This window comes from Okeania hirsuta (assembly GCF_003838195.1).
In the GTDB taxonomy this organism is placed as follows: Bacteria; Cyanobacteriota; Cyanobacteriia; order Cyanobacteriales; family Microcoleaceae; genus Okeania; species Okeania hirsuta.
In genome coordinates this window covers 1-19578 of the sequence record NZ_RCBY01000037.1, presented here as the reverse complement: position 1 = coordinate 19578, position 19578 = coordinate 1, and the positions used below count along the sequence as shown (strand labels likewise).

The window sequence follows — 19578 nt, the reverse complement described above, 5'->3', positions numbered from 1 at the left end:
AAAAACATCAAAAAAAGCCTAAATTAGCTAACGGAGTTTCAATAGTTTCAGCCTTTCCATGATAGAATTAACAAAGAATAATCCAAGGGTGTTTATAACCTAATGAGATTTTTCAGCCCAAAACCATGATTATTTCGTTGTTTTTTAAGGAATTACCTTATATTTCTTCAACGATGATGAACTAATTTTCATCAGTTGCTCTAACAATGGTTTGACATAGTTAAAAATATATGATATAATCTAATAGCTTCCAAACTCAAACTAGAGCAACTATATATTTTTAGTCCTGTAACAGTTTTGGCAATCGTCCTCTCTGAAATTGACAGAAGAGACATTTTCTCCGCTATAAAGTGACTTTTTGGGTAGAATTCGGGCGTTGCACAGTGGCGAATGATTTGATATTTTTGATTGAATTTGATTTTGGATTTGATAATTGCTAGAATAATTAATATTAGGTTTTTTTAGTCAAAGTCTAAACCTCTTTTTGGCAGTATCATTCCATAATGTGCAACCCCAGAATTCGTTGTGAAAAGTCAATTTAGAAAAGATCAAAATATCAAAGCCCTAAAAAAGCTCTCCCTGTGCTGTATCGATTTGATGCGATTTTTTGCCTAAGTTTTGTTTAAGTCCCACTCAGGAAACTTGCTAGTAACTCTACCAATTATTTGTTGGGAACTTACAAAACCGAAAAAACGACTATCACTACTTTCTTCCCTATTTTCTCCCACCAAAAAACAGTCGCCATTTTCATCAACAAAGGCAACCCGTTTAATTATTTTCAAATCTTGGCGATGGGGATGTTTAGCCACCACCAAATCATCTATTTCAGGTAAACAGTGGCGGTAGGCTTTAGTGTCAACAAGAATATCCTCCCCTGGTTTGAGTAGAGGAAACATCGACACCCCTGTAACACAAAAGCGTTGACGCAATCTCAACAACCATAACAATAATTCTTTATTATCGCTTGTTTGTATCAACTTTTTGCCTACCACCTCAAACTAAAAAAAATTAGCTAGCCTTGTACCAAGTTACCTCACGTTCCTTAGTAGCCCAGAACATATTATGGATTTTCTCCACAGCAGCTAATAATTCATTAGCATGATCCAAATTAACTTCCACTTTACAAGCAGAGCAAAGTTTAGCAGCTTTCCAGAAAGTATCGTGGAGGTCTGGATACTTTTCTAAATGCACGGGCTTAAAATAATCAGTCCAGAGGATGAGCAAATCTTCTTTAGTCTTCTGAGCCTGCTCTTCCTTAATAGCAATATAGCGAGAAAGAGTATTAGCAGTCTTATGGTCTCCTGCTTTTGGGTCAAGGTCTAGAATTTTCTTAGTCATAGACACCACTGCCTCAGCATAAATGCGAGCAGAAGCGGGGTCATAAACACCACAAGGGCCATCGCAGTGAGCACTAACTTCTGGTGCTGGGAAGGACTTTCTAATCTGAGAAGCAATTCTGTTGAGCATAGTTTTCTAAGATATTACTATCTGTATAAAAAATGTAAAGTAATGTTACGATGAAATAGTGGTTCAGAAGGAAGAATTTTCCTAATAATTTCCACCTACCCTAGTTTAAATCAAAAGTGTGGGTATTTATAAATTTCCGATAATCCCCACCTACCCTAGTTTAAATCAAAAGTGTGGGTATTTCTGATTTTTAATTTTTGATTCCTTTATCAAGATAAACCTATGCCATTTTCAATTGATACAGCTCGCAATATCTTTCCCAACACCTTATCAGCTGACATAGTGCCAGCCACTATAGCTCGCTTCAATCAGCTAAGTGCAGAAGACCAACTAGCTCTCATTTGGTTCGCCTACCTAGAAATGGGCAAAACAATCACAATTGCTGCTCTAGGAGCTGCCAATATGCAGCTTGCAGAAATAACTATGAATGAAATTAAACAAATGAGCTTCCAGGAGCAGACCCAAGTCATGTGTGACCTGGCTAACCGCTCCGATACTCCAATGTGTCGGACATATGCCACCTGGTCTCCCAATATCAAGTTGGGTTTTTGGTATCAACTTGGAGAATGGATGAATCAGGGACTTGTTGCTCCTATACCAAAGGGTTATCAGCTTTCTGCTAATGCTTCAGCCGTATTGGGAACTATTCAAGGATTAGATTCTGGTCAGCAAATCACAGTTTTGAGAAATTCTGTGATTGATATGGGTTTTGATGTTAAAAATTTGGGCAACTATACCCGAGTTTCTGAACCTGTAGTTGCTCCAAAGAATATGGCAGAGCGAACTAAAGTTACGATTCAAGGTGTTGATAATCCTACTATCTTGAATTACATGAATAACTTGAATGCCAATGACTTTAATGCATTGATTGAGTTATTCACTCCTGACGGTGGCCTACAACCTCCTTTCCGTAGACCAATTGTGGGCAAAGATGCCGTTTTGCGATTTTTCCAAGAAGAATGTCAGAACCTCAAGTTAATCCCAGAGCAAGGAATTTCTGAACCTGCTGAGGATGGTTATACTCAGATTAAGGTTACTGGTAAATGCCAAACTCCTTGGTTTGGAGCTGGTGTAGGTATGAATATTGCTTGGAGATTTTTACTCAATCCTGAAGGTAAAATTTTCTTTGTAGCGATCGACTTATTGGCATCTGCCAAGGAGTTGTTAAATTTGGCTCGTTGACATTCTCTCCCATTAAATCAAAGATTATAATGGGAGATTCCCAAACCTCACGATTTAGGCTTACTGCTTGAGTGGCACTTATCTAGACTGTTGCCAGTCCCCGACAGTACGCCTAGACAGTCAATTTGCTCCACGATCTGCCCGACCGCAATAACACCTCGATGACAAATCACTTTTGCTGCTGCCACATCACGGTTTATTTCGTATTCGCATTGAGGGCATTTATGTTCGCGCTCAGGCAGGTCTTTTTTACCTGTATGCGCTCCACAATTTGGACAAATTTGACTGGTATATCTGTAGTCTATCTGGCCAAAATAAACCCCTCGTTTTCTGCATACCCAAGCCAAAATATTGAAAAACTGACCAAACCCAGCATCTAAAGTATGTTTACCTAACATTCCTTTGGCCTAGCATCTAAAGTCTAGGTCTTCCACAAATATCATTCCTGCTTGGTCGCATAAATGATGAGCTAATTTAAAGTGAAAGTCTTTTCGAGTATCTGATATTTTTTGATGAAGTCTTGCTATCTTTTGGTTAAGTTTATATCGATTCACTGAAGGCTTAGATTTTAACTTTAACCTACGTTGCAGTAATGTCAACTCGCTTTGTAGTTTGGTTAAAAACTTTGGACGTTCAATCAATTCACAATTCAGTTGTTGCTAAAAATTTATCAAGTCCAATATCAATCCCTAACGGGTGTCCAGAAGCAGGGGGATCCGGAATACTCACAGGACTTTGTACAGATAACATGACAAAATACCCACTTGCTCGTCTGACAACCCTAACCTGTTTCAGTTTAAATCCTTCTGGTATTGGTCTAGATAATCTCATCGGAACTAATCCAATTTGAGGTAGTTTTATATACTCGTTGGAGATGGGATTATTTTTGAACTGAGGGAAGACAAAGGACCTCATTCTGTACTTGTTCTTAAAACAAGGAAAGTCATAACCCTGCTGTTTCATGTTGTTAAATGCTCTTTGTGACATACTCCCACACTAACCTGACGGTATAGTGTGGGCTTCTCGTTTCACAGTCCCGGTATCCCGTCGGACTCCACGAGCTTTAAGAACTAGATGCCCCACCGCTCTTTTTGCACATAAAAAACTGCTCACCTAGTTCCGGAATAAGATTTTACGTTTTCCCACAGTTGACTAGGAATTCGGGCCAATAACCCCATATCCTATTAAATTTTCATGGTTCATTACTGGCGGCGATTAGCTCAAACCAGCATAGTTCAATGATAATATAAAAGTTTGTAAATTAATGGGACATCGAGTCCCATTAATTTACCGCCGATTCATCTCACGCCATAATCTGTGATTATGGCGTGAGATGAATCGGCGATTTAGCTAAATTCTTGAGAACTTGCTGTAAGACTTGAGCATTTGTTCTTTTCAGCTCTGGGTTAGTTTTTTTTGCTTTTGTTAAGTTGATCCCTTGTCTATTGTAGTTAGGGTAAGGTGTATCCGTAGGAATAACGTACTCTTGATGCAATGAACAACAGTTAACTGCACATTTCCTACTGTTAATCCAGTCTTTTCGCTCTCTTAAGGCATAATTCCAAACTTTTCTACAGACTACCAGCATATCTTCTATAATGGCCACCTGTTCTGGAGAAGGGATTAACTTAAATTCGTAGGTTAGTGTGAGCATATTTCTATTGTTTCATAGTTCTATCTCAATGGACTGCTCATTGTTTGTTTTGCAATTCATCTCCTGGTAAATGGGAGATTATACCGGGAGTCCTCAAAGCTCCATTTCAAACAGAACACTCTTTTTTTTGTTAGGATTTAATAAAATTGCCTTGTAAATTAATATAAATTTTATTTTATCTAGCTACTGAATTAGATTATATATGCTACTATTAACAACTACATAAAAAATCATAATCACACATAGATTTTTAAGAAAATAAAAAGGATGATGCAACTTACTAATACTCAGTGGTCTATAACAGAAGAAAATATTGCCCAAGCAGCTTTAGAAAAAGCTAAAGAACGAGAAATCAATGCCTTAATCACAACAGTGCGCCAGCAAGCAAGTGGAATTCAAGAATTTGATGATTTATGGTATCTACATGATTTTCTCAGTGCCAGAAGATACGATCTAGATGGCAAGTATGACTCCAGAAATGCAACTGTAATTTTTGCTCTAGCTGGCTTAGTAAAAGAGGGATGGTTAAAGCTTGGAGAGCTGGAAGGCTTGGATAAAGAAAAGATTACAAAAGTATCTGCCATGACCCGCATTATCTAATATAATCTAAATCAAGGGCGGGTTGTGAAATGAACTGCTGTTCCATCTAGACCCGCACTCTTTAAGCTTGATTGTCTGGCAGTAAATTTGGTAAGACGCGATCGCAACAAAATAAAGTCCCTGCAGCGACACATAGTGGAATACCTAAAAAGTTAACTATAGGAATGGTAATTAAACCTTGACAAATTAACCCAAAAGTGGCGCTTGCTGGTAAACTACGACGCACTACTGTTAACTTCTGTCGAAATTTTAATTTTCTTCTCTCCAAAAATCCATCAAAAAAGTCAAGACAAACAATGGAAGTTGTTAAAGTTATACCACCAATAGTTGCGATTAAAGAACCTCCAGGGAGAAAGTTGAGCAGCAATATCGGTAAACCTATTACTAAAAGTAATCCAACTTTTTTTAACTCAAAGAGTATTGCTCGCCAAATATCTCTGAGAGAGTTTAATAAACTTGGAGGAGTTTCAGGCAATGTTCCAGTTCTAATTTTTTCTAATTGTTCAGAAAGTTGACCATAAAAAGGTGAACCTAGAATAGTTCCAAATTGTACTAACAAAAATCCAATTATCAGCAATAATATTGCGAATAGAATAACTTGTACAAGTTTATATAAAATATTATCTATATAACTTAAGAAGTTTAACCATGTTGGTAATTGAGCAATTAAAGCATCAAAGCTTAAAGATAAGTTCTTAAAAATAGTATTAATTAAATCAATTCCTGGTAGGAGTAAACTAAGATAAAGAAGAATACCTACCACGATATTAATCAAAATTGGCACAACTATATAACCTATTAATTTTGGATTTTTGAGAAATATCGTTAAAGCACGAAAATGGTAAGTTGCCCCTGCGAATAATCCGATAGGAGTCTCAAATATAGATAATATTGACTTAATTTTTTTTTGTTTTACCATGAGTTAATTGAGAGTAGTTATACCAAATTGATAAATTTTTGCTACAAATAGCTTAGGATATTTCTTAGGAGTCAACCCACCCCTAACCCCTCACAGGAAGAGAACTCAGGAAGAGCAAGTCAGAATGAATGGCTTTAATGGCAGTTTTTAGGTATGAATTTATCTTTTTAGTCCAAAAAGTATCTCCTATAAAGTAGGGACGTTAGCGGCAGCTCTGCGTTAGCAAATGGCCATTCGTCCTTGCAGCCCTTATTATTCGTAACATTCTTTTTTTATCCTTGGTATTAGAAGTTATAACAGTGTGCGCTGGTATATTTACAAATTGCAGGAGGCGCCCAATAGCTAAAAGTCTTATATTATCGGCAATTTATTCCCCCTATTGCCTGTTGCCTGTTGCCTGTTGCCTGTACACAACGCTATAGTAGCTATAAGAGGTTGTTTGTGAACAAAAGATTAAGTAGAATATTTGACAGCATCCTTACCATTTTCTGGAATAATAGTTGGTTCTTCTGTGACGCACCCCATGAGTTAGTGGAGATTCAGATTTTTTGTAGAGGAAAAATCCCTACTCTATAGAAGTATTAAATTATTTGTAGAAAATCAGATTGTTATACATATTTCTATTTAGCTTCTCTATTTTTCAATTATCCCCAGAATTTTAGATTACTAACTAACTACAATAGAAAGTTATATCAAGTCTGATTAATTAGCCACAATCAAAATATTTTCTCTGATAAATTTCCTCATTTTCCCTATTACCCATTCCCTAAAATTTTTATTGTGGGTATTTAAATAAACATGATATTAGCGTTTCTCAGTCTAATGAGGTACACCTATCTTGATTTGTCTTCTATTCCCTGTTCCCTATTCCCTAAAACCAACAAATTTTGTACCTCACGCTTCTTGGGAATGACTATATATATTAGCTATATTTAACATATAAAAATTATGGGATGATAGAAGATTTATATTAGTAAATCAACTAATAATGTTTAGTTTTAATCTCATCCCAAGACCAATTATAGTAACCTATAGTTTACAGTGGATCAACCCAACCGTAAGGGTCAGTCACTTTAGCTGTTTTAATATCTTCTAATTTTTGTAATACTTGAGGAGCATATTTTCGTTCAAAAATAGGAGGTAAAATCATATCTTTACCTTGATCATTAATAGTAGAAATATGAGCAATTGTAGCAGCAGTTCCCATACCAAATGCTTCAGAAAGATTACCCTCTTCATAAGCTTTTGCCACTTCATCAATAGAAATTAATCTTTCCTCAACTTTAACACCCATATCTCTCAATAAAGTTAATACACTATCTCTAGTAATTCCAGCTAATATAGTACCAGTCAACTTAGGAGTAATCACAACATCATTAATGACAAAAGCCACATTCATTGTGCCACATTCTTCAATATATTTTTTTTCCTTCCCATCCAACCATAAAACATTATCATAACCTTGTTGTTTAGCCTCTTTATCTGCTAATAAACTACCACCATAATTACCAGCACATTTAGCCGCACCTGTTCCACCTTCAGCAGCTCGTATATATTTATCTGTAACAATTAACTTAACTGGTTCTGAATAATAAGCACCTACAGGGCAAGAAATAATCATAAATTTATAACTATTTGCTGGTTTAAGACCAACAGATTCATCTGTAGCAAAATAAATAGGTCGAATATATAATACACTACCCGATTGAGTAGGAATCCAGTCAGAATCTAGCCTAATTAATTCCTTTAAACCATCCAGAAAAATATCTTCAGGAATAGGTGGCATACATAATCGAAAAGCTGATTCATTTATCCGTTTATAATTAGCTTGTGGGCGAAATAGTAAAGGTTTTCCTGTGGGACTTCTATAAGCTTTTAAACCTTCAAAAACGGTCTGGCCATAATGGAGGGCTGACAGAGAAGGAGCCATTGAAATATGGCCATAAGGAACAATTTTTACCTCTTGCCAATTACCATCCCTGTAGTCAGCAACTAACATATGATCGCTAAATACTTTGCCAAAGGGACTATTATTGATATCCTGTTCTTTAATCCGAGAGTGGCTAGTTTTTTCTATAGATATTTGAGAATTATGAGAATTAACTATTTGCATTATTGTCTGGCTTTTAGTAAAAATGCTACTTTATATTGTTTATTTATAATATCATGCCCAATTAAATACATATAATTAAAAACAAGTCACTTTTGTAGAAGATGGTAAAAAGCAAAGACCTCAAAAAGTTGTGGGAAAAGTGAAAAGTCTTTACTCCTGACTCCCGACTTAAAAAGGATGGTTGATTAATGCAATGTTATTTAATACATTTTTATTCTTTGTCAGATATATGTAGTACCATTTGCAAAAAAAGATTGTGACAAATATCATGATAAATCAAAATCAATTAACAAAGGGGAAAAATGATAGAGAGAGATGGCTTCACCTAATTCCATCACAACTCAGTTTAGAGAAAACTTTAGACTTCTCCTTTTAATAAAATTTGTTCGTATGAAGTATTAAGTATTAGGGAGTTTAGGAAAAATAAAATAGTATCAAACAACTCTCAAATAAAGTATTATTAATAATTGGTATAGCATATATTTATTCAAGTTTTTTTGCAGACTTTCTATTATCAGTTATCTGATATCAAGTCTTATTAATTAGCCAAGGGTAAAAATGTTGCCTCTCAGCAGAAACCTATATCTTTTACCATAATCACCAAAGATTATTCCATTACCTTTCTGAATAGAAACTGCAAGTATTTTACCTCTCATAATGATGATGAAATTATTGTTGATTGGTCAGATAATTTTAGTATGACTTTGACTGAAAAATGTTCAAGTTTTTGTAAAAAATTATAAACATCTATTTTAGTGGTAATCATTTCTCACAGATGTTTAAGTCTTTGTGATAATTTAGCAGTTGCCAGTTATTGAATAATTAACAATCAAAAGTTACTCCTATGAATAGAGATGGGTTTGTGATTATTTTTAGTTAAAAATTTATCAAAAATCAGACCAAACCCACCCCTATTTTAATTGTCTAGCTTAATTATCATGCTTGGCAATAACCCAAATAGCATGAACAATACCACCAATATAAAAACCAAAAATAGTTAGGAGAAGATTAATCCAAAAAGCACCGCCTAAACCAACAGTCAAAAAAACACCTAAAGGCGGTAAGAATATAGCAGCTAGAATTCGTAGTATAGTCATTTTAGTTACTCTTGTAATTTTTAAACTATTGTTGTCTTAGTTATAGCTTCAACTATTAGTAGAACCTTTACCGAAAAATTTTGGAGGTTTTGCTAAAGTATATACCTCAGTCTCAGTAGCGATCGCTTCCCGCAAATGTTTAGGTACTTGTAACATCCCCAATAAGGTAGTCCCATCCAACATCCGAAACCCACCAGTAGTTTTTTCTCTCAGAAGTTGATTAACTGTTTCTGGGTCAGGACGACTATTAATCATTTCTGTTGAACCTATTACAAAACCCCAAGGTTGTCCATAAGTAGGAACATAACTACTATAAGATTGGACATAAGGAAAAACTTCTTTCATTGTATTCACAATTCGAATATGAAGTTTCATTTCTCCTAGGGAAACAGGACCAGCTTGCACAACAAAAAACCCTCCAGGGGTAAGCACCTGTAGAATCTTTTCAAAGTATTCCTTTGTAAACAACTGAAATGAAGGTCCCTCTTCAATAGGGTCAGAAAGGTCAGAGATAACTACATCCCAAATTTCACCAGAAGTCTCCAAAAATTCTAAAGCATCACCAATGACCAACTTGAGGCGAGGGTCATCAAAAGAATTAGCGTGCATCTCAGGCAAATATTGACGACAAGCTTCAACCACTTCTCCATCAATATCAATCATGGCCACTTTTTCTACTGTTTGCCAACGTAAGACCTCTCGAATAGTTGCTCCTTCACCACCACCAAGAACAAGAACTTTACTAGGAGATCCATGAAAAATCATGGCAGGATGTACCAGGGGTTCATGGTACAAAAATTCGTCTCCTGTAGAAGATTGCCATTTACCATCAAGAACCAGTGCTTTACCATAAATACCTGTGTTTATGATGTACATATCCTGATAGGCAGTTTTTTTGTAGGCAAGTACCTCGGTAATGCCATGAACATAAATATCCCAAGGTGTGATATACTCGCTAATCCATAAATCTGCACCAACTTCACTACTTGCCATAAGCTATATTCCTCAATGACATACTTCGTATCAATACTCAATATTGAGATAGGATATATTTCTTAGCACAAAATTGTTTTAGATTCCAACTATACTGAATACAAACCTGAAGTTTTACAGGTATTATTTTATTTAAATCATCTCAATTTTATCCTTATGATTAGAGTAATTTTACTCAATCGCTTCAAGAGCAAAAACAACTTTTCCTAATTAAAACTATCTAAATTAATCTGTTAAGTCTTACTTTTGACTATCTTGTCGATCGTCCTTTCTATTAATTTATTTGATATTTTGATATGGAGAAAAAATCTCTGCATCCCTTGACTCGTGACACAGGGTATCCACATTTTTAACTTTTGACTTGATAGGTGAGATTTGTTGAATTCAAGTATAATTTATTGAACAAGTTACTCTTCATAGTGCTATGGAAAATAATACAACTAACAACTTCTCAAATATATCTTTCAATCAGTGGAATGCAGAACTGTATGAAAGTAAACATTCTTTTGTTTCTAATTTGGCAATAGATTTATTAGAATTGCTCAGTCCTCAGAGTGGAGAAAAAATTCTTGACCTTGGTTGTGGTACAGGTCATCTGACCTATAAAATCACTACAAAAGGGGCAAAAGTGGTAGGAATTGATAATGCTCCGACCATGATTGAACAAGCACATCGTTGTTATCCAGATATTAAATTTTTAGTAGGAGATGGAGTTAATATAGGTTTAAAAGAAACATTTGATGCGGTGTTTTCTAATGCAGTACTTCATTGGATTAAAGAACAGAAAAAAGTTATCCGTAATATTTGGCGCGTCCTGAAACCTGGAGGTCGTTTCGTTAGTGAATTTGGTGGTAAAGGTAATATTAAAACAATTGTTAAAAGTATTTATGAAGCCTTAGATGCTGCTGGTTATAGTAGTAATAAACAACTTAATCCTTGGTATTTTCCTAGTATTGGAGAATATGCTACTCTCTTAGAATCACAAGGGTTTGTGTTGACTTTTGCTACTTTATTAGAAAGACCAACTAAACTTGAGGATGGAGAAAATGGTTTGCGTAATTGGCTGAAGATGTTTGCAACTTGTTTCTTTGAAGGAATTCCTGAGAAAAAGCAAAGTATTATTATTGATGATATTGAAAATAGATTGCGTCCTCATTTATATAAAAAGGGTAAATGGACGGCTGATTATAAGCGAATTAGGATTATGGCTTTTAAGGAAGGTAATTTAGAATAAATAATGACTAAATTACTGATTATTTAAGTTATTGTTGTTTTAGACAATAATTTATATGTGTTACTAATTTATATTTCATTTCACCTATACCATTTCTCAAATATCAATACTTTAATCATGTTCGGTTGAATAGTTATAATTGATAGGCAAAAGGCGATATGTAGTAGAAGTTTGACGGAACGGTGATACATAGAGAATTATATTTATCAGGCTTTCATCCGAACATGATATTATTTAATAACTGCTTGAGATATCAAAAATAAGGAATAAATGAAGTTAAAGTAAAGGTATGTTCAACAATTAATAATTAATAATTAACAATTACTTCTCGTTGAAAAAGAGAGGATTGACTCAAAGGAAAAATTTTTCTTGTTTCTCCTTTAAAGGAGAAGCTTTAAACCTTAATTATTCGGTAATTTAAGTTATTTTCCTATTATTTCGATCATCAATCCATTGCTTGGCACGTTTAACTGCCTCTTGTCGAGAAGAAGCATAAGGTACTGCTACAACACAACCTAATTTGTAATTAGCCCAAACTGCATAAGTAGGATATCCATTCATTTCACCTTGGTCTATTTCAACTTTCCAACCTTTATATTCAAAGGCAAGCATAATATGAGGAAAATCAGGTTCAATCATTATAGTGTAAATAAATTAGCTATGGTTATATCAAAATAGTTCCAAATTAAAAATCAGAAATTATGATATTTTTTAGTCTATATGATACCAAATATCAAAATTCTTGCTACATTTTATTGAGAATAGGGAGTAGTGAAATGAATAAAATATCTTCGCTCTTTGTAAACGGATCGTTAAAAATATTGCTCTTACTTACTTATTAATTAATAACTGAAGTCTTGAGCAAATATAGCGTTATTTTGGGAAGTTACTATGAAATATTCAATTAACTTTTGAGTAATATAATTTTATAGCACTACGAATTTAGGTGTTTGACACTACTAAATTTTGTTTCGTTTCGGAGCATTGACCTAGGAAATAGGTTTTATAAACAGGTACACAAAATTAACTATAAAGATTGACATCTAAATGTCTATGTGCTATAAATAATGACTGTGTGATCATCAACATAAAACTAACAAAGTGAATAACATTATTTCAGCGTGGGCAATAACATTTGTCCCAGGCTTGATCCTTTGGACTTGGGAAAAAAAAGATCCCTTAAAGGAAATTAACTATTCAGAGGAAATCCTGGAAGATATCAAGAATGCTGCAATAATGATGCTTTATATTGTCGTTGTTGTCTATGCTTACTATCCGATACAGAATTTTATTACTTCTGCACCCTTCGTCGAGGCAATTGGTTGGACTAACATTTTGTCTGCTCCTCTATACTCTAGGGTTATTCTAGCCATTTTCTTAAGGGAATTCAGTCTTTATGTCATTCATTGGCATATGCACTATATCGAACAGATTTGGCAAACTCATAAGTGGCATCATTCAGAACAGAAACTATGGTGGCTGAGTGGTGTAAAATCAAGCTTAACAAGTAAACTAATGTTTGCAAGCATTGGCTTATGGTTTCCTGCACTAGCTATTCCTGCTCACATTGCTATTGTGTATGGCGCGATTGCATCATTTCACAACACGATTAGCCATCTCAACATTAAGTGGCGACCTTGGATGCGAGTAGTAGAGTATGTGATTGTCACCCCTCGATACCACCACGTCCATCACCTTGCTGAAGAGAGGTTCCACAATAAGAACCTGGCAAGTATGCTTGTCATCTTTGACCACATTTTTGGTACTTATTTCAATACAGATTTAGTTGATTCCCAGACAGAAGAGTATGGCATTGGTGAAGAACCGGTGACAGCTAGAATGATTGTGGGACTTTAGTATTAATGGGGTGGGAAAGATATCAGGAGTGCATCTTTTCTTAACGAGGGCATAAATTTCAATTAAATTCCTGCCACTAAACAAGCGTTGGTACTCACTCAAATCTCCCTGTAATCAGTAAAGAAACTGGATATAGCTGATTATCCCAAAGCGAAGTAAAATTCAGTTGGATACTCAGTAGAAAATATGCATTGCATAAACTTACTAGCTATCTAGCTCAAAACCACAGCCTACCTCCATCCCCTCCCGGGAGGGGAGCTAGAGGGGTGGGTGCAGATATGGGTTTTTATGAATTCCGCAGACAGCTAGAGTACAAATTTCAACTTTACGGATCATCCTTAACCATTCTTGATAGATGGTTTCCTAGTTCTAAAACTTGCTCTAGGTGTGGAACTGTTAAAGAGTCTCTGTCTTGATCGGAGCGTGTTTTCAAATTGCGAACACTGCAATTTTAGCTGCGTGTAAGATGAGAAAACACTCACATTTTTGTTAATAATAGTTAAACTCAAAAGCATGGAATGAGTGTGTGGAGAATGTAGAAAATGACAGAAAAACTTAGAGAGAATCAATTTAGTCTAGGTTTGAAAGGCTTTTTCAATTCTATCCCCACAGATGCCTGGGGTGCATTGCTGGGAAGTATTTTCTGTATTTCCCTAACCCCAGTTTTTTTTCGTCTTGGGGAAAATGAAATGAGCTTTAGTACCACAGCATTTAATCGCTATTGGGTTGCAAGTCTTGCATTTTTGTGCATCAAACCTTTTTTTTCAACGAATCAGGACTGGGCGACTCCTTCTTTACTTTCGACAAGAAGAATTGCTCTTCTGATTGCAGACGGAATTATTTTGGCAGTGGGATTAATATTATGGGCTTGGTCTCTAGAACAAACTAGCATTGCCAATTCAACACTTATGCACAATTTAGTTCCCCTATTCACAGTGCTGGGAGGGTGGCTTGCTTTCGGACAGACCTTCGATCGCCGTTTCCTAGTGGGGATGTTTGTAGCGGTCGTCGGCGCGGCTATTTTAGAATCAGAGAGCCTGCTTTCCTTCGAGTTTGGCATCGAATTTTGGGGAGATGCTGCAGCTTTACTGTCTGCAGTATTTTTTGGGATTCATCCCCTCATTATCGAGCGCTTGCGACAACAGTTAGACCCTTTAACAATTATGACCTGGTCTTCAATCACGAGTTCTTTTGTGCTGCTAATTCTGTTAGTGATTACTGGGGAATCTTTTTTCCCAACCACCGCTGTCGGCTGGTTCGCTGTCGTTGAACTGGCTTTGGTGGGACAAATGTTAGGGATTGGACTTTGGGCTTATTGCCTGAAGAAAATTTCCGCTGCTTTTGCCAGTTTGCTGGCTTTAGTCATTCCTTCTTTGAGTGCGATCGAGGGCTGGATCGTTTTTTCTGAGCAGCTAAGTCCACTCACATTGCTCAGTTTTGTCATTGTCGTCTCAGGAATGTATTTAGCCGTTTCAAGCCGAGGGAGGGTGAATTTCACGGAGGAAGCAAAGAGAAGTTAATCTCAAGGGAGGCAGCGATCGCGACTCCTGTCTCCCCTTAATTCCCAGTCATTTATACCCTACATTCCGCACGACAAAACGTAGCATAAAAGTCAAAAGTCAAAAGTCAGAAGAAAATTATAGTGCTCAATAGGAGACAAGGATTCAGCAAGTATTTATGCTTAATATTTAACTGAGAATTTGACTCCTGATCAAGGTAGCTGAGTGCTATGCATAAAAACATAAGTCAAAAGCGAGTGCTAATTGGCGAGGTTTCCTCAGAATGCAAGACGCACTCAAGACAGTCAAAAGTCAAAAGCCAGAAAAAAATTATAGTGTCCAATCAGCAAGCCCTAAGTAGTTTTTCCTATCTACTATGATTCTTTCCTCCCTTCTCCCCTGCTCCTCTGCTTCCCATCTGAACTATTAAGTATAATTCTCAATATTTCTATAAGCAGTATAAACAGCTTGTACATTATACCAATTCAAAAATATACGAGAAATTTCTAAAGCCAACTGTGACTTACCTCGGTCAATTAACCATTGCAAAAAACCAGCCATTGTCTTTTCATTTAATCTTCCACCTAATGATAAAACTCCCCATAATAATTTGTGTAGCCAAGTCATTTGAATCATCATTTTAACTTCCCAAGTCGGATGTTTTTGATAAAACAAAACTCCCATTTTTCCCCTTTGAATTTCTCGCTCAATCATTCCTGGTAATTGCTCCAAAGAAAAAGGTGGATGCCAATGATAACCAACAGCATCAGGACACTTAATCAATTTTAAACCCAATTTTTTTAACCTAACTCCTAACTCCAAATCTTCCCAACCATACTGTTCAAAACGAGTATCAAATAATCCAGCTTCAATTAACCAACTACGAGCGATCGCTACATTTCCTGTAGCAAAAAAAGCTGCCGAAAAATCAGTCAACTTATAAGGTTCTGAAGTGGGAAAATCAAAATTACAAGTATTAATGACTCTGCCATAAGTAAATACATTATCTGACTTTTGAGCAATCAAACTATTTGCGTGTGACTGTAGAAAAGAATCTGTTACCACCAGGTCACTATCAATAAAAATAATAAAATCTCCTTTGGCCTGTTCAACACCAAAATTCCGAGCTGCTGCTGGCCCTTGGTGGGACTGAGAAAATAGTTGGACATGGGGAAATTCTTTGGCCTCTGTTTCTAACCAGGGGATAGTATCATCCGTCGAGCCATCATCGACAACTATTACTTCATAATCTATAATTGGGTAGTCATAATCCTGATTTTCCAGAGCGCGAAGACACTTTTCTAAAATCGGTTTGCGATTATAAGTGGGGATAACTACACTGAAAAACATTTTGTCTCCTGAGTGGGATAACTCGATAGTAGGTAGTACATTATGGGTCTTAGCTGTTATAGCATGGATAAAAAAGGGTCTTGCTGAATTCAGGTATGATGATTCTACAGGGCGATCATTAACACCAGAAAATCAGAATAATTCAATAGACAGAAAATAGTTTTATACTTGAAAAGTACTCTTCAAACTCTATTAGAAACAATGAAAAATATTTTTCAAAAGATATTTTTTGCGGGGGGGGGTGGTAGTAGGACTATTAACTCCTTGTATTGCTATCGCTCATTCAGGCCGAACCGATAGCAGTGGATGCCACACAAACCGATCAACAGGAAGATATCACTGTCATGGAGGAACTTCATCAGGAGGATCGGGGAGTTATGGGACTTCTGGAAATTCTGGCAACAGCACAGGGTTAAGAACTTTAGGCGATACTGGAAACGTAGTTATTCTCTGCTCAACTAATCAACTTTGTCATAGTTTAGGATATTCTTCTTGGGAAACAGGCGATCTTTTAAGAGCTTATCTTTACTATGAAAAAGCATTAAGTTTTCAATCTAATGACCTCCAAGCATTCACTAATTTTAATATATTACAGCCTCATGTTTATCGGATAAATGGTTCTTGCTTTAACTACGAGCAATGTATGAATATTGGTTATAGATCAACAGAAAACAAAGACTATCAGACAGCTTTGATAAATTTCAAAAGAGCGTTAAACTTCCGTCCTAATGATAGTTATGCAATGAAAGCGATTAAGAATGTTAGTCAGTTGATTATTTATGTACAATAAGCCATTACTCCCTAGAGATGCTAGGGAGTACTTATTTTTATCCATCATTTATATAGTATATAGACAAAATCTTCTTTTTCAATAATTAATAATTACCTCTTCTTAAAAGTAATCCGAATATTTATTATAGATAATGAGATGGTATTGCTGATTTTAAATATGAAATAACTCATTCATCTAAATCTTAAAATTATATCTTTTCTTTACTTAGTTTAAGGAAAGACTTAGAAGTAGTGGTTTAGCAACCAAACCCCTAGAATAAAAGTTGATAATTCTTCTGCAATAGTATAGTTGGGTATTAGATATTAACTTTAATAACTGGAAAAAGCACTCCACATCCACTCATTTCCAAAAGCTGATTCTATAGCCCACTTTTAATTTCTCCCACAATTAAGATAAACTCTAGAATCTGTACTTTGCCTGACAATAAATTTAAAGGCTTAGTCCCATAATAAAAACCCAGTTGTAATTCTAGAGAAAAATCTATGAGTCGTGCCACTAAAGTTGTATTAGCTTATTCTGGTGGAGTGGATACCTCCGTTTGCATTCCTTACTTAAAAAATGAGTGGGGTGTCAAGGAAGTAATTACTCTTGCTGCAGATCTAGGACAAGGGGATGAGTTAGAAGGAGTCCGCAAAAAAGCATTAGATTCGGGTGCGGTAGAATCTTTGGTTATAGATGTTATCGAACCTTTGATTCAAGAATATGCTTTTCCTGCTATTCAAGCAAATGCTCTATATGAAAATCGCTATCCTTTAGCGACAGCATTAGCTAGACCTTTAATTGCTAAAATCTTAGTAGATGCAGCAGAAAAATATGGTGCTGATGCGATCGCCCATGGTTGTACTGGAAAGGGTAATGACCAAGTAAGGTTTGATGTTGCTATTGCTGCACTTAACCCGAAAATCAAAATTCTTGCTCCAGCGCGGGAGTGGGGAATGAGTCGTGAGGAGACTATTGCCTACGGTGAAAAATATGGCATTCCAGCACCAGTGAAAAAATCTTCCCCTTACAGCATTGATAAAAATTTATTGGGGATGGCGATCGAAGCAGGGGAGTTGGAAGATCCTTGGGTGGAGGCGCCGGAGGAAGTTTATAATATGACTAAAGCGATCGTTGATACTCCCAATGAACCAGAATATGTTGAAATTGGTTTTGAGGGAGGAATTCCTATTAGTCTCAACGGTCAAGGAATGGGTGGTATTGAGTTAATTACTAAACTTAATCAGATAGTGGGAAATCATGGTATTGGTCGAATTGACATGATTGAAAACCGTCTAGTGGGAATTAAATCACGAGAAATTTATGAGTCTCCGGCAATGTGGGTACTTATTCAAGCGCACCGCGACTTGGAAAGTTTAACTTTGACTGCTGACGTGACTCGTTATAAGCGTGGTATTGAGGAAACTTACAGTCAGTTGGTTTATAACGGTTTGTGGTTTAGTCCGTTGAAGGGTGCGTTGGATGCTTTTATTCAGCAGACTCAGGAAAGGGTGACTGGTGTTGTGCGAGTGAAGTTGTTTAAGGGTAATGCGATGGTTGTCGGTCGTCAGTCTGGCAATTCTTTATATAGTTTTGATTTGGCGACTTATGGTGCTGAGGATGAGTTCGACCATAAAGCGGCGGAAGGGTTTATTTATGTTTGGGGTTTGCCGACTCGTGTTTGGTCGGAGAAAGTTAGAGGTGAATAAATTGGCGATTTTTTAACTTTAATTAGTTGTTCCTGTAGGGATATTTTTTCATTTCTACAGGAATAATTTTTTTTGTGTAGTTTGGGTTAAGCGATCGCGCAGCGGAATGGATGTTCTATTGCGCAACCCAACAAATATCGAAATGATTAGGACTTAAGGATTACAAGGTATTGTGGTCATTGCAACCCAGAGGGTTTGCGGAGCAGTCCGGAACGGAAAGCAATCTCAAATCCTATTTTTTCGTACCTCATGCGTAAGTCCTGATCATTTTGGGTTTCATGCCTCAACCCAACCTACATTAACTGAATAAATATTTTTCTAATCTTGATTTTTTAATTTATCATTTTGCTCTGATTTTTCTTCAATTTCTAATTTTTTTATATGTTTTCGTTGATATTTAATATTTAGAGAAATTGGTTGAGACATTTCTCTAAATATTAAATCTTGTTCTTGTTTCCTCAACTTTTTTTCTTGTTGATTCAACTCACTCATTTTTAGCATTCGTTCAAGAAGAAAAATTGCAAGGATATCGTAGATTATAAGTTAACTATACCAATTTCATAAAATATTGCAAAGCGTGAGGACACAGGGAACAGGGAACACCGGAGCTGGGAACAGAGAAAGAAAAACATAAATATTAAAGAGGAAAAAAGGTGGAAATTTTAGAATTTATGGAATTTATAATTTTTTCTTTTAAGAAGAAATCACAAATTAAGATGTAACTGCCTTTGCGTGAATTTGGTATTACAGATGGTCGGAGCGAACCTTTAGGATTACAATTAGAAGTTGAGGATAAATTGATCAGATTTTATCGGTAAGATACGGGAGCAAAATTGGTAATTTATGATGAATTACGAGAAGTTTTGAATCAGGAAATTGGGGCACGGCAAGAAGCAGAAAAACGAGCCGAAGAATTAGAATTTTGATTAGCTCGTTATCGCGATCGCTTTGGAGAATTACCTGAAAATTAACAGTATAATTAATTGGTTTTATTGAATAAGTTATGAGCAAATGATATGATTCCCAATTTTGGATTTATTTGTAGGGAAGAAAGCAAAGTATCTAAGGATATTAATTTATTTAGGGGAACAGTTTGGAAACTTTTCCAAAAATATTTTTGTTTGGTTTCCTT

22 protein-coding genes are annotated in these 19578 nt (G+C 35.8%); 9 read left to right on the top strand and 13 right to left on the bottom strand.

Features of this window, described 5'->3' with window-relative positions:
* Positions 1 to 611 precede the first annotated feature (611 nt).
* The gene (sodX, locus tag D5R40_RS09010) at positions 612 to 977 is read right to left on the bottom strand and encodes a nickel-type superoxide dismutase maturation protease (RefSeq protein ID WP_205127624.1); all 366 of its coding nucleotides are present in this window, start codon (positions 975 to 977) and stop codon (positions 612 to 614) included.
* A gap of 31 nt (positions 978 to 1008) precedes the next feature.
* Positions 1009 to 1467 (bottom strand): superoxide dismutase, Ni, encoded by a 459-nt coding sequence (gene sodN / locus D5R40_RS09005; protein ID WP_124146064.1) that lies wholly within the window; start codon positions 1465 to 1467, stop codon positions 1009 to 1011.
* Positions 1468 to 1689: 222 nt separating this feature from the next.
* Between sodN and D5R40_RS09000 the strand changes: the two genes are divergently transcribed.
* Complete coding sequence (locus tag D5R40_RS09000; protein WP_124146065.1) at positions 1690 to 2649, top strand: orange carotenoid protein N-terminal domain-containing protein; 960 nt, start codon at positions 1690 to 1692, stop codon at positions 2647 to 2649.
* Positions 2650 to 2696: 47 nt separating this feature from the next.
* Here the strand turns inward: D5R40_RS09000 and D5R40_RS43485 are convergent, their stop codons facing one another.
* From D5R40_RS43485 to D5R40_RS08985, 4 genes are all read right to left on the bottom strand, one after another.
* The gene (locus D5R40_RS43485; protein ID WP_124154523.1) at positions 2697 to 3047 is read right to left on the bottom strand and encodes a zinc ribbon domain-containing protein; all 351 of its coding nucleotides are present in this window, start codon (positions 3045 to 3047) and stop codon (positions 2697 to 2699) included.
* A gap of 9 nt (positions 3048 to 3056) precedes the next feature.
* Positions 3057 to 3290 carry a transposase gene (locus D5R40_RS43480; RefSeq protein WP_445974429.1) on the bottom strand — a complete coding sequence of 78 codons (234 nt, stop codon included), beginning with the start codon at positions 3288 to 3290 and terminating at the stop codon, positions 3057 to 3059.
* Position 3291: 1 nt separating this feature from the next.
* On the bottom strand, positions 3292 to 3480 hold the full coding sequence (locus D5R40_RS43475; protein WP_445974430.1) for a hypothetical protein: 189 nt from the start codon (positions 3478 to 3480) through the stop codon (positions 3292 to 3294).
* A 490-nt stretch (positions 3481 to 3970) separates the two neighbouring features.
* Positions 3971 to 4303 (bottom strand): helix-turn-helix domain-containing protein, encoded by a 333-nt coding sequence (locus D5R40_RS08985; protein ID WP_240039071.1) that lies wholly within the window; start codon positions 4301 to 4303, stop codon positions 3971 to 3973.
* A gap of 267 nt (positions 4304 to 4570) precedes the next feature.
* On the opposite strand from D5R40_RS08985, the gene frp reads away from it, so the two are divergent.
* Positions 4571 to 4903, top strand: coding sequence for a fluorescence recovery protein (gene frp, locus D5R40_RS08980; RefSeq protein WP_124146066.1), 333 nt, complete (start codon positions 4571 to 4573; stop codon positions 4901 to 4903).
* 61 nt (positions 4904 to 4964) lie between these two features.
* Here frp and D5R40_RS08975 read toward each other — a convergent pair whose 3' ends face one another.
* The 4 genes from D5R40_RS08975 to D5R40_RS08960 form a co-directional block, all read right to left on the bottom strand.
* Positions 4965 to 5822 (bottom strand): EI24 domain-containing protein, encoded by an 858-nt coding sequence (locus D5R40_RS08975; RefSeq protein WP_124146067.1) that lies wholly within the window; start codon positions 5820 to 5822, stop codon positions 4965 to 4967.
* A 1036-nt stretch (positions 5823 to 6858) separates the two neighbouring features.
* Positions 6859 to 7935: a branched-chain amino acid aminotransferase gene (locus D5R40_RS08970; protein WP_124146068.1), complete on the bottom strand. Its 1077-nt coding sequence runs from the start codon at positions 7933 to 7935 to the stop codon at positions 6859 to 6861.
* A gap of 929 nt (positions 7936 to 8864) precedes the next feature.
* Positions 8865 to 9032, bottom strand: coding sequence for a YqaE/Pmp3 family membrane protein (locus D5R40_RS08965; RefSeq protein ID WP_124146069.1), 168 nt, complete (start codon positions 9030 to 9032; stop codon positions 8865 to 8867).
* A gap of 48 nt (positions 9033 to 9080) precedes the next feature.
* On the bottom strand, positions 9081 to 10025 hold the full coding sequence (locus D5R40_RS08960; protein WP_124146070.1) for a spermine/spermidine synthase domain-containing protein: 945 nt from the start codon (positions 10023 to 10025) through the stop codon (positions 9081 to 9083).
* A 424-nt stretch (positions 10026 to 10449) separates the two neighbouring features.
* Here D5R40_RS08960 and D5R40_RS08955 point away from each other — a divergent pair, with 424 nt between their 5' ends.
* Positions 10450 to 11259, top strand: a complete 810-nt coding sequence (locus tag D5R40_RS08955; RefSeq protein WP_124146071.1) for a class I SAM-dependent methyltransferase — start codon at positions 10450 to 10452, stop codon at positions 11257 to 11259.
* Positions 11260 to 11676: 417 nt separating this feature from the next.
* On the opposite strand, the gene D5R40_RS08950 is transcribed toward D5R40_RS08955, so the two are convergent.
* Entirely contained in the window at positions 11677 to 11898 is a 222-nt protein-coding gene (locus tag D5R40_RS08950) for a hypothetical protein (protein ID WP_124146072.1), read from the bottom strand.
* 507 nt (positions 11899 to 12405) lie between these two features.
* Here D5R40_RS08950 and D5R40_RS08945 point away from each other — a divergent pair.
* From D5R40_RS08945 to D5R40_RS08935, 3 genes are all read left to right on the top strand, one after another.
* Positions 12406 to 13116: a sterol desaturase family protein gene (locus tag D5R40_RS08945; protein WP_124154522.1), complete on the top strand. Its 711-nt coding sequence runs from the start codon at positions 12406 to 12408 to the stop codon at positions 13114 to 13116.
* Between the two features lie 278 nt (positions 13117 to 13394).
* A complete protein-coding gene (locus D5R40_RS39335; protein ID WP_240039073.1) occupies positions 13395 to 13532 on the top strand; it encodes a zinc ribbon domain-containing protein in 138 nt (45 codons plus the stop codon).
* Between the two features lie 126 nt (positions 13533 to 13658).
* Positions 13659 to 14636, top strand: a complete 978-nt coding sequence (locus D5R40_RS08935) for a DMT family transporter (protein ID WP_124146074.1) — start codon at positions 13659 to 13661, stop codon at positions 14634 to 14636.
* A 405-nt stretch (positions 14637 to 15041) separates the two neighbouring features.
* Here D5R40_RS08935 and D5R40_RS08930 read toward each other — a convergent pair whose 3' ends face one another.
* A complete protein-coding gene (locus tag D5R40_RS08930; protein ID WP_124146075.1) occupies positions 15042 to 15965 on the bottom strand; it encodes a glycosyltransferase family 2 protein in 924 nt (307 codons plus the stop codon).
* 1 nt (position 15966) lies between these two features.
* Here D5R40_RS08930 and D5R40_RS37615 point away from each other — a divergent pair, with 1 nt between their 5' ends.
* The 3 genes from D5R40_RS37615 to D5R40_RS08920 all read left to right on the top strand — a co-directional run bounded on the left by D5R40_RS37615 (position 15967) and on the right by D5R40_RS08920 (position 18446).
* Positions 15967 to 16125 carry a hypothetical protein gene (locus tag D5R40_RS37615; RefSeq protein WP_161564623.1) on the top strand — a complete coding sequence of 53 codons (159 nt, stop codon included), beginning with the start codon at positions 15967 to 15969 and terminating at the stop codon, positions 16123 to 16125.
* A gap of 81 nt (positions 16126 to 16206) precedes the next feature.
* On the top strand, positions 16207 to 16755 hold the full coding sequence (locus D5R40_RS37610; protein WP_240039072.1) for a YHYH domain-containing protein: 549 nt from the start codon (positions 16207 to 16209) through the stop codon (positions 16753 to 16755).
* Between the two features lie 485 nt (positions 16756 to 17240).
* On the top strand, positions 17241 to 18446 hold the full coding sequence (locus D5R40_RS08920; protein ID WP_124146076.1) for an argininosuccinate synthase: 1206 nt from the start codon (positions 17241 to 17243) through the stop codon (positions 18444 to 18446).
* 318 nt (positions 18447 to 18764) lie between these two features.
* Here the strand turns inward: D5R40_RS08920 and D5R40_RS34895 are convergent, their stop codons facing one another.
* On the bottom strand, positions 18765 to 18938 hold the full coding sequence (locus D5R40_RS34895) for a hypothetical protein (protein WP_161564624.1): 174 nt from the start codon (positions 18936 to 18938) through the stop codon (positions 18765 to 18767).
* Positions 18939 to 19578: the final 640 nt, after the last annotated feature.

What these genes read in the sequence shown, in the direction of transcription:
- sodN (WP_124146064.1), bottom strand. Translation starts at nt 1,467, where the DNA reads ATGCTCAACAGAATTGCTTCTCAGATTAGAAAGTCCTTCCCAGCACCA.
- D5R40_RS09000 (WP_124146065.1), top strand. Translation starts at nt 1,690, where the DNA reads ATGCCATTTTCAATTGATACAGCTCGCAATATCTTTCCCAACACCTTA.
- D5R40_RS43485 (WP_124154523.1), bottom strand. Translation starts at nt 3,047, where the DNA reads ATGTTAGGTAAACATACTTTAGATGCTGGGTTTGGTCAGTTTTTCAAT.
- D5R40_RS43475 (WP_445974430.1), bottom strand. Translation starts at nt 3,480, where the DNA reads ATGAGATTATCTAGACCAATACCAGAAGGATTTAAACTGAAACAGGTT.
- D5R40_RS08985 (WP_240039071.1), bottom strand. Translation starts at nt 4,303, where the DNA reads ATGCTCACACTAACCTACGAATTTAAGTTAATCCCTTCTCCAGAACAG.
- frp (WP_124146066.1), top strand. Translation starts at nt 4,571, where the DNA reads ATGATGCAACTTACTAATACTCAGTGGTCTATAACAGAAGAAAATATT.
- D5R40_RS08975 (WP_124146067.1), bottom strand. Translation starts at nt 5,822, where the DNA reads ATGGTAAAACAAAAAAAAATTAAGTCAATATTATCTATATTTGAGACT.
- D5R40_RS08970 (WP_124146068.1), bottom strand. Translation starts at nt 7,935, where the DNA reads ATGCAAATAGTTAATTCTCATAATTCTCAAATATCTATAGAAAAAACT.
- D5R40_RS08965 (WP_124146069.1), bottom strand. Translation starts at nt 9,032, where the DNA reads ATGACTATACTACGAATTCTAGCTGCTATATTCTTACCGCCTTTAGGT.
- D5R40_RS08960 (WP_124146070.1), bottom strand. Translation starts at nt 10,025, where the DNA reads ATGGCAAGTAGTGAAGTTGGTGCAGATTTATGGATTAGCGAGTATATC.
- D5R40_RS08955 (WP_124146071.1), top strand. Translation starts at nt 10,450, where the DNA reads ATGGAAAATAATACAACTAACAACTTCTCAAATATATCTTTCAATCAG.
- D5R40_RS08950 (WP_124146072.1), bottom strand. Translation starts at nt 11,898, where the DNA reads ATGATTGAACCTGATTTTCCTCATATTATGCTTGCCTTTGAATATAAA.
- D5R40_RS39335 (WP_240039073.1), top strand. Translation starts at nt 13,395, where the DNA reads ATGGGTTTTTATGAATTCCGCAGACAGCTAGAGTACAAATTTCAACTT.
- D5R40_RS08935 (WP_124146074.1), top strand. Translation starts at nt 13,659, where the DNA reads ATGACAGAAAAACTTAGAGAGAATCAATTTAGTCTAGGTTTGAAAGGC.
- D5R40_RS08930 (WP_124146075.1), bottom strand. Translation starts at nt 15,965, where the DNA reads ATGTTTTTCAGTGTAGTTATCCCCACTTATAATCGCAAACCGATTTTA.
- D5R40_RS08920 (WP_124146076.1), top strand. Translation starts at nt 17,241, where the DNA reads ATGAGTCGTGCCACTAAAGTTGTATTAGCTTATTCTGGTGGAGTGGAT.
- D5R40_RS34895 (WP_161564624.1), bottom strand. Translation starts at nt 18,938, where the DNA reads ATGAGTGAGTTGAATCAACAAGAAAAAAAGTTGAGGAAACAAGAACAA.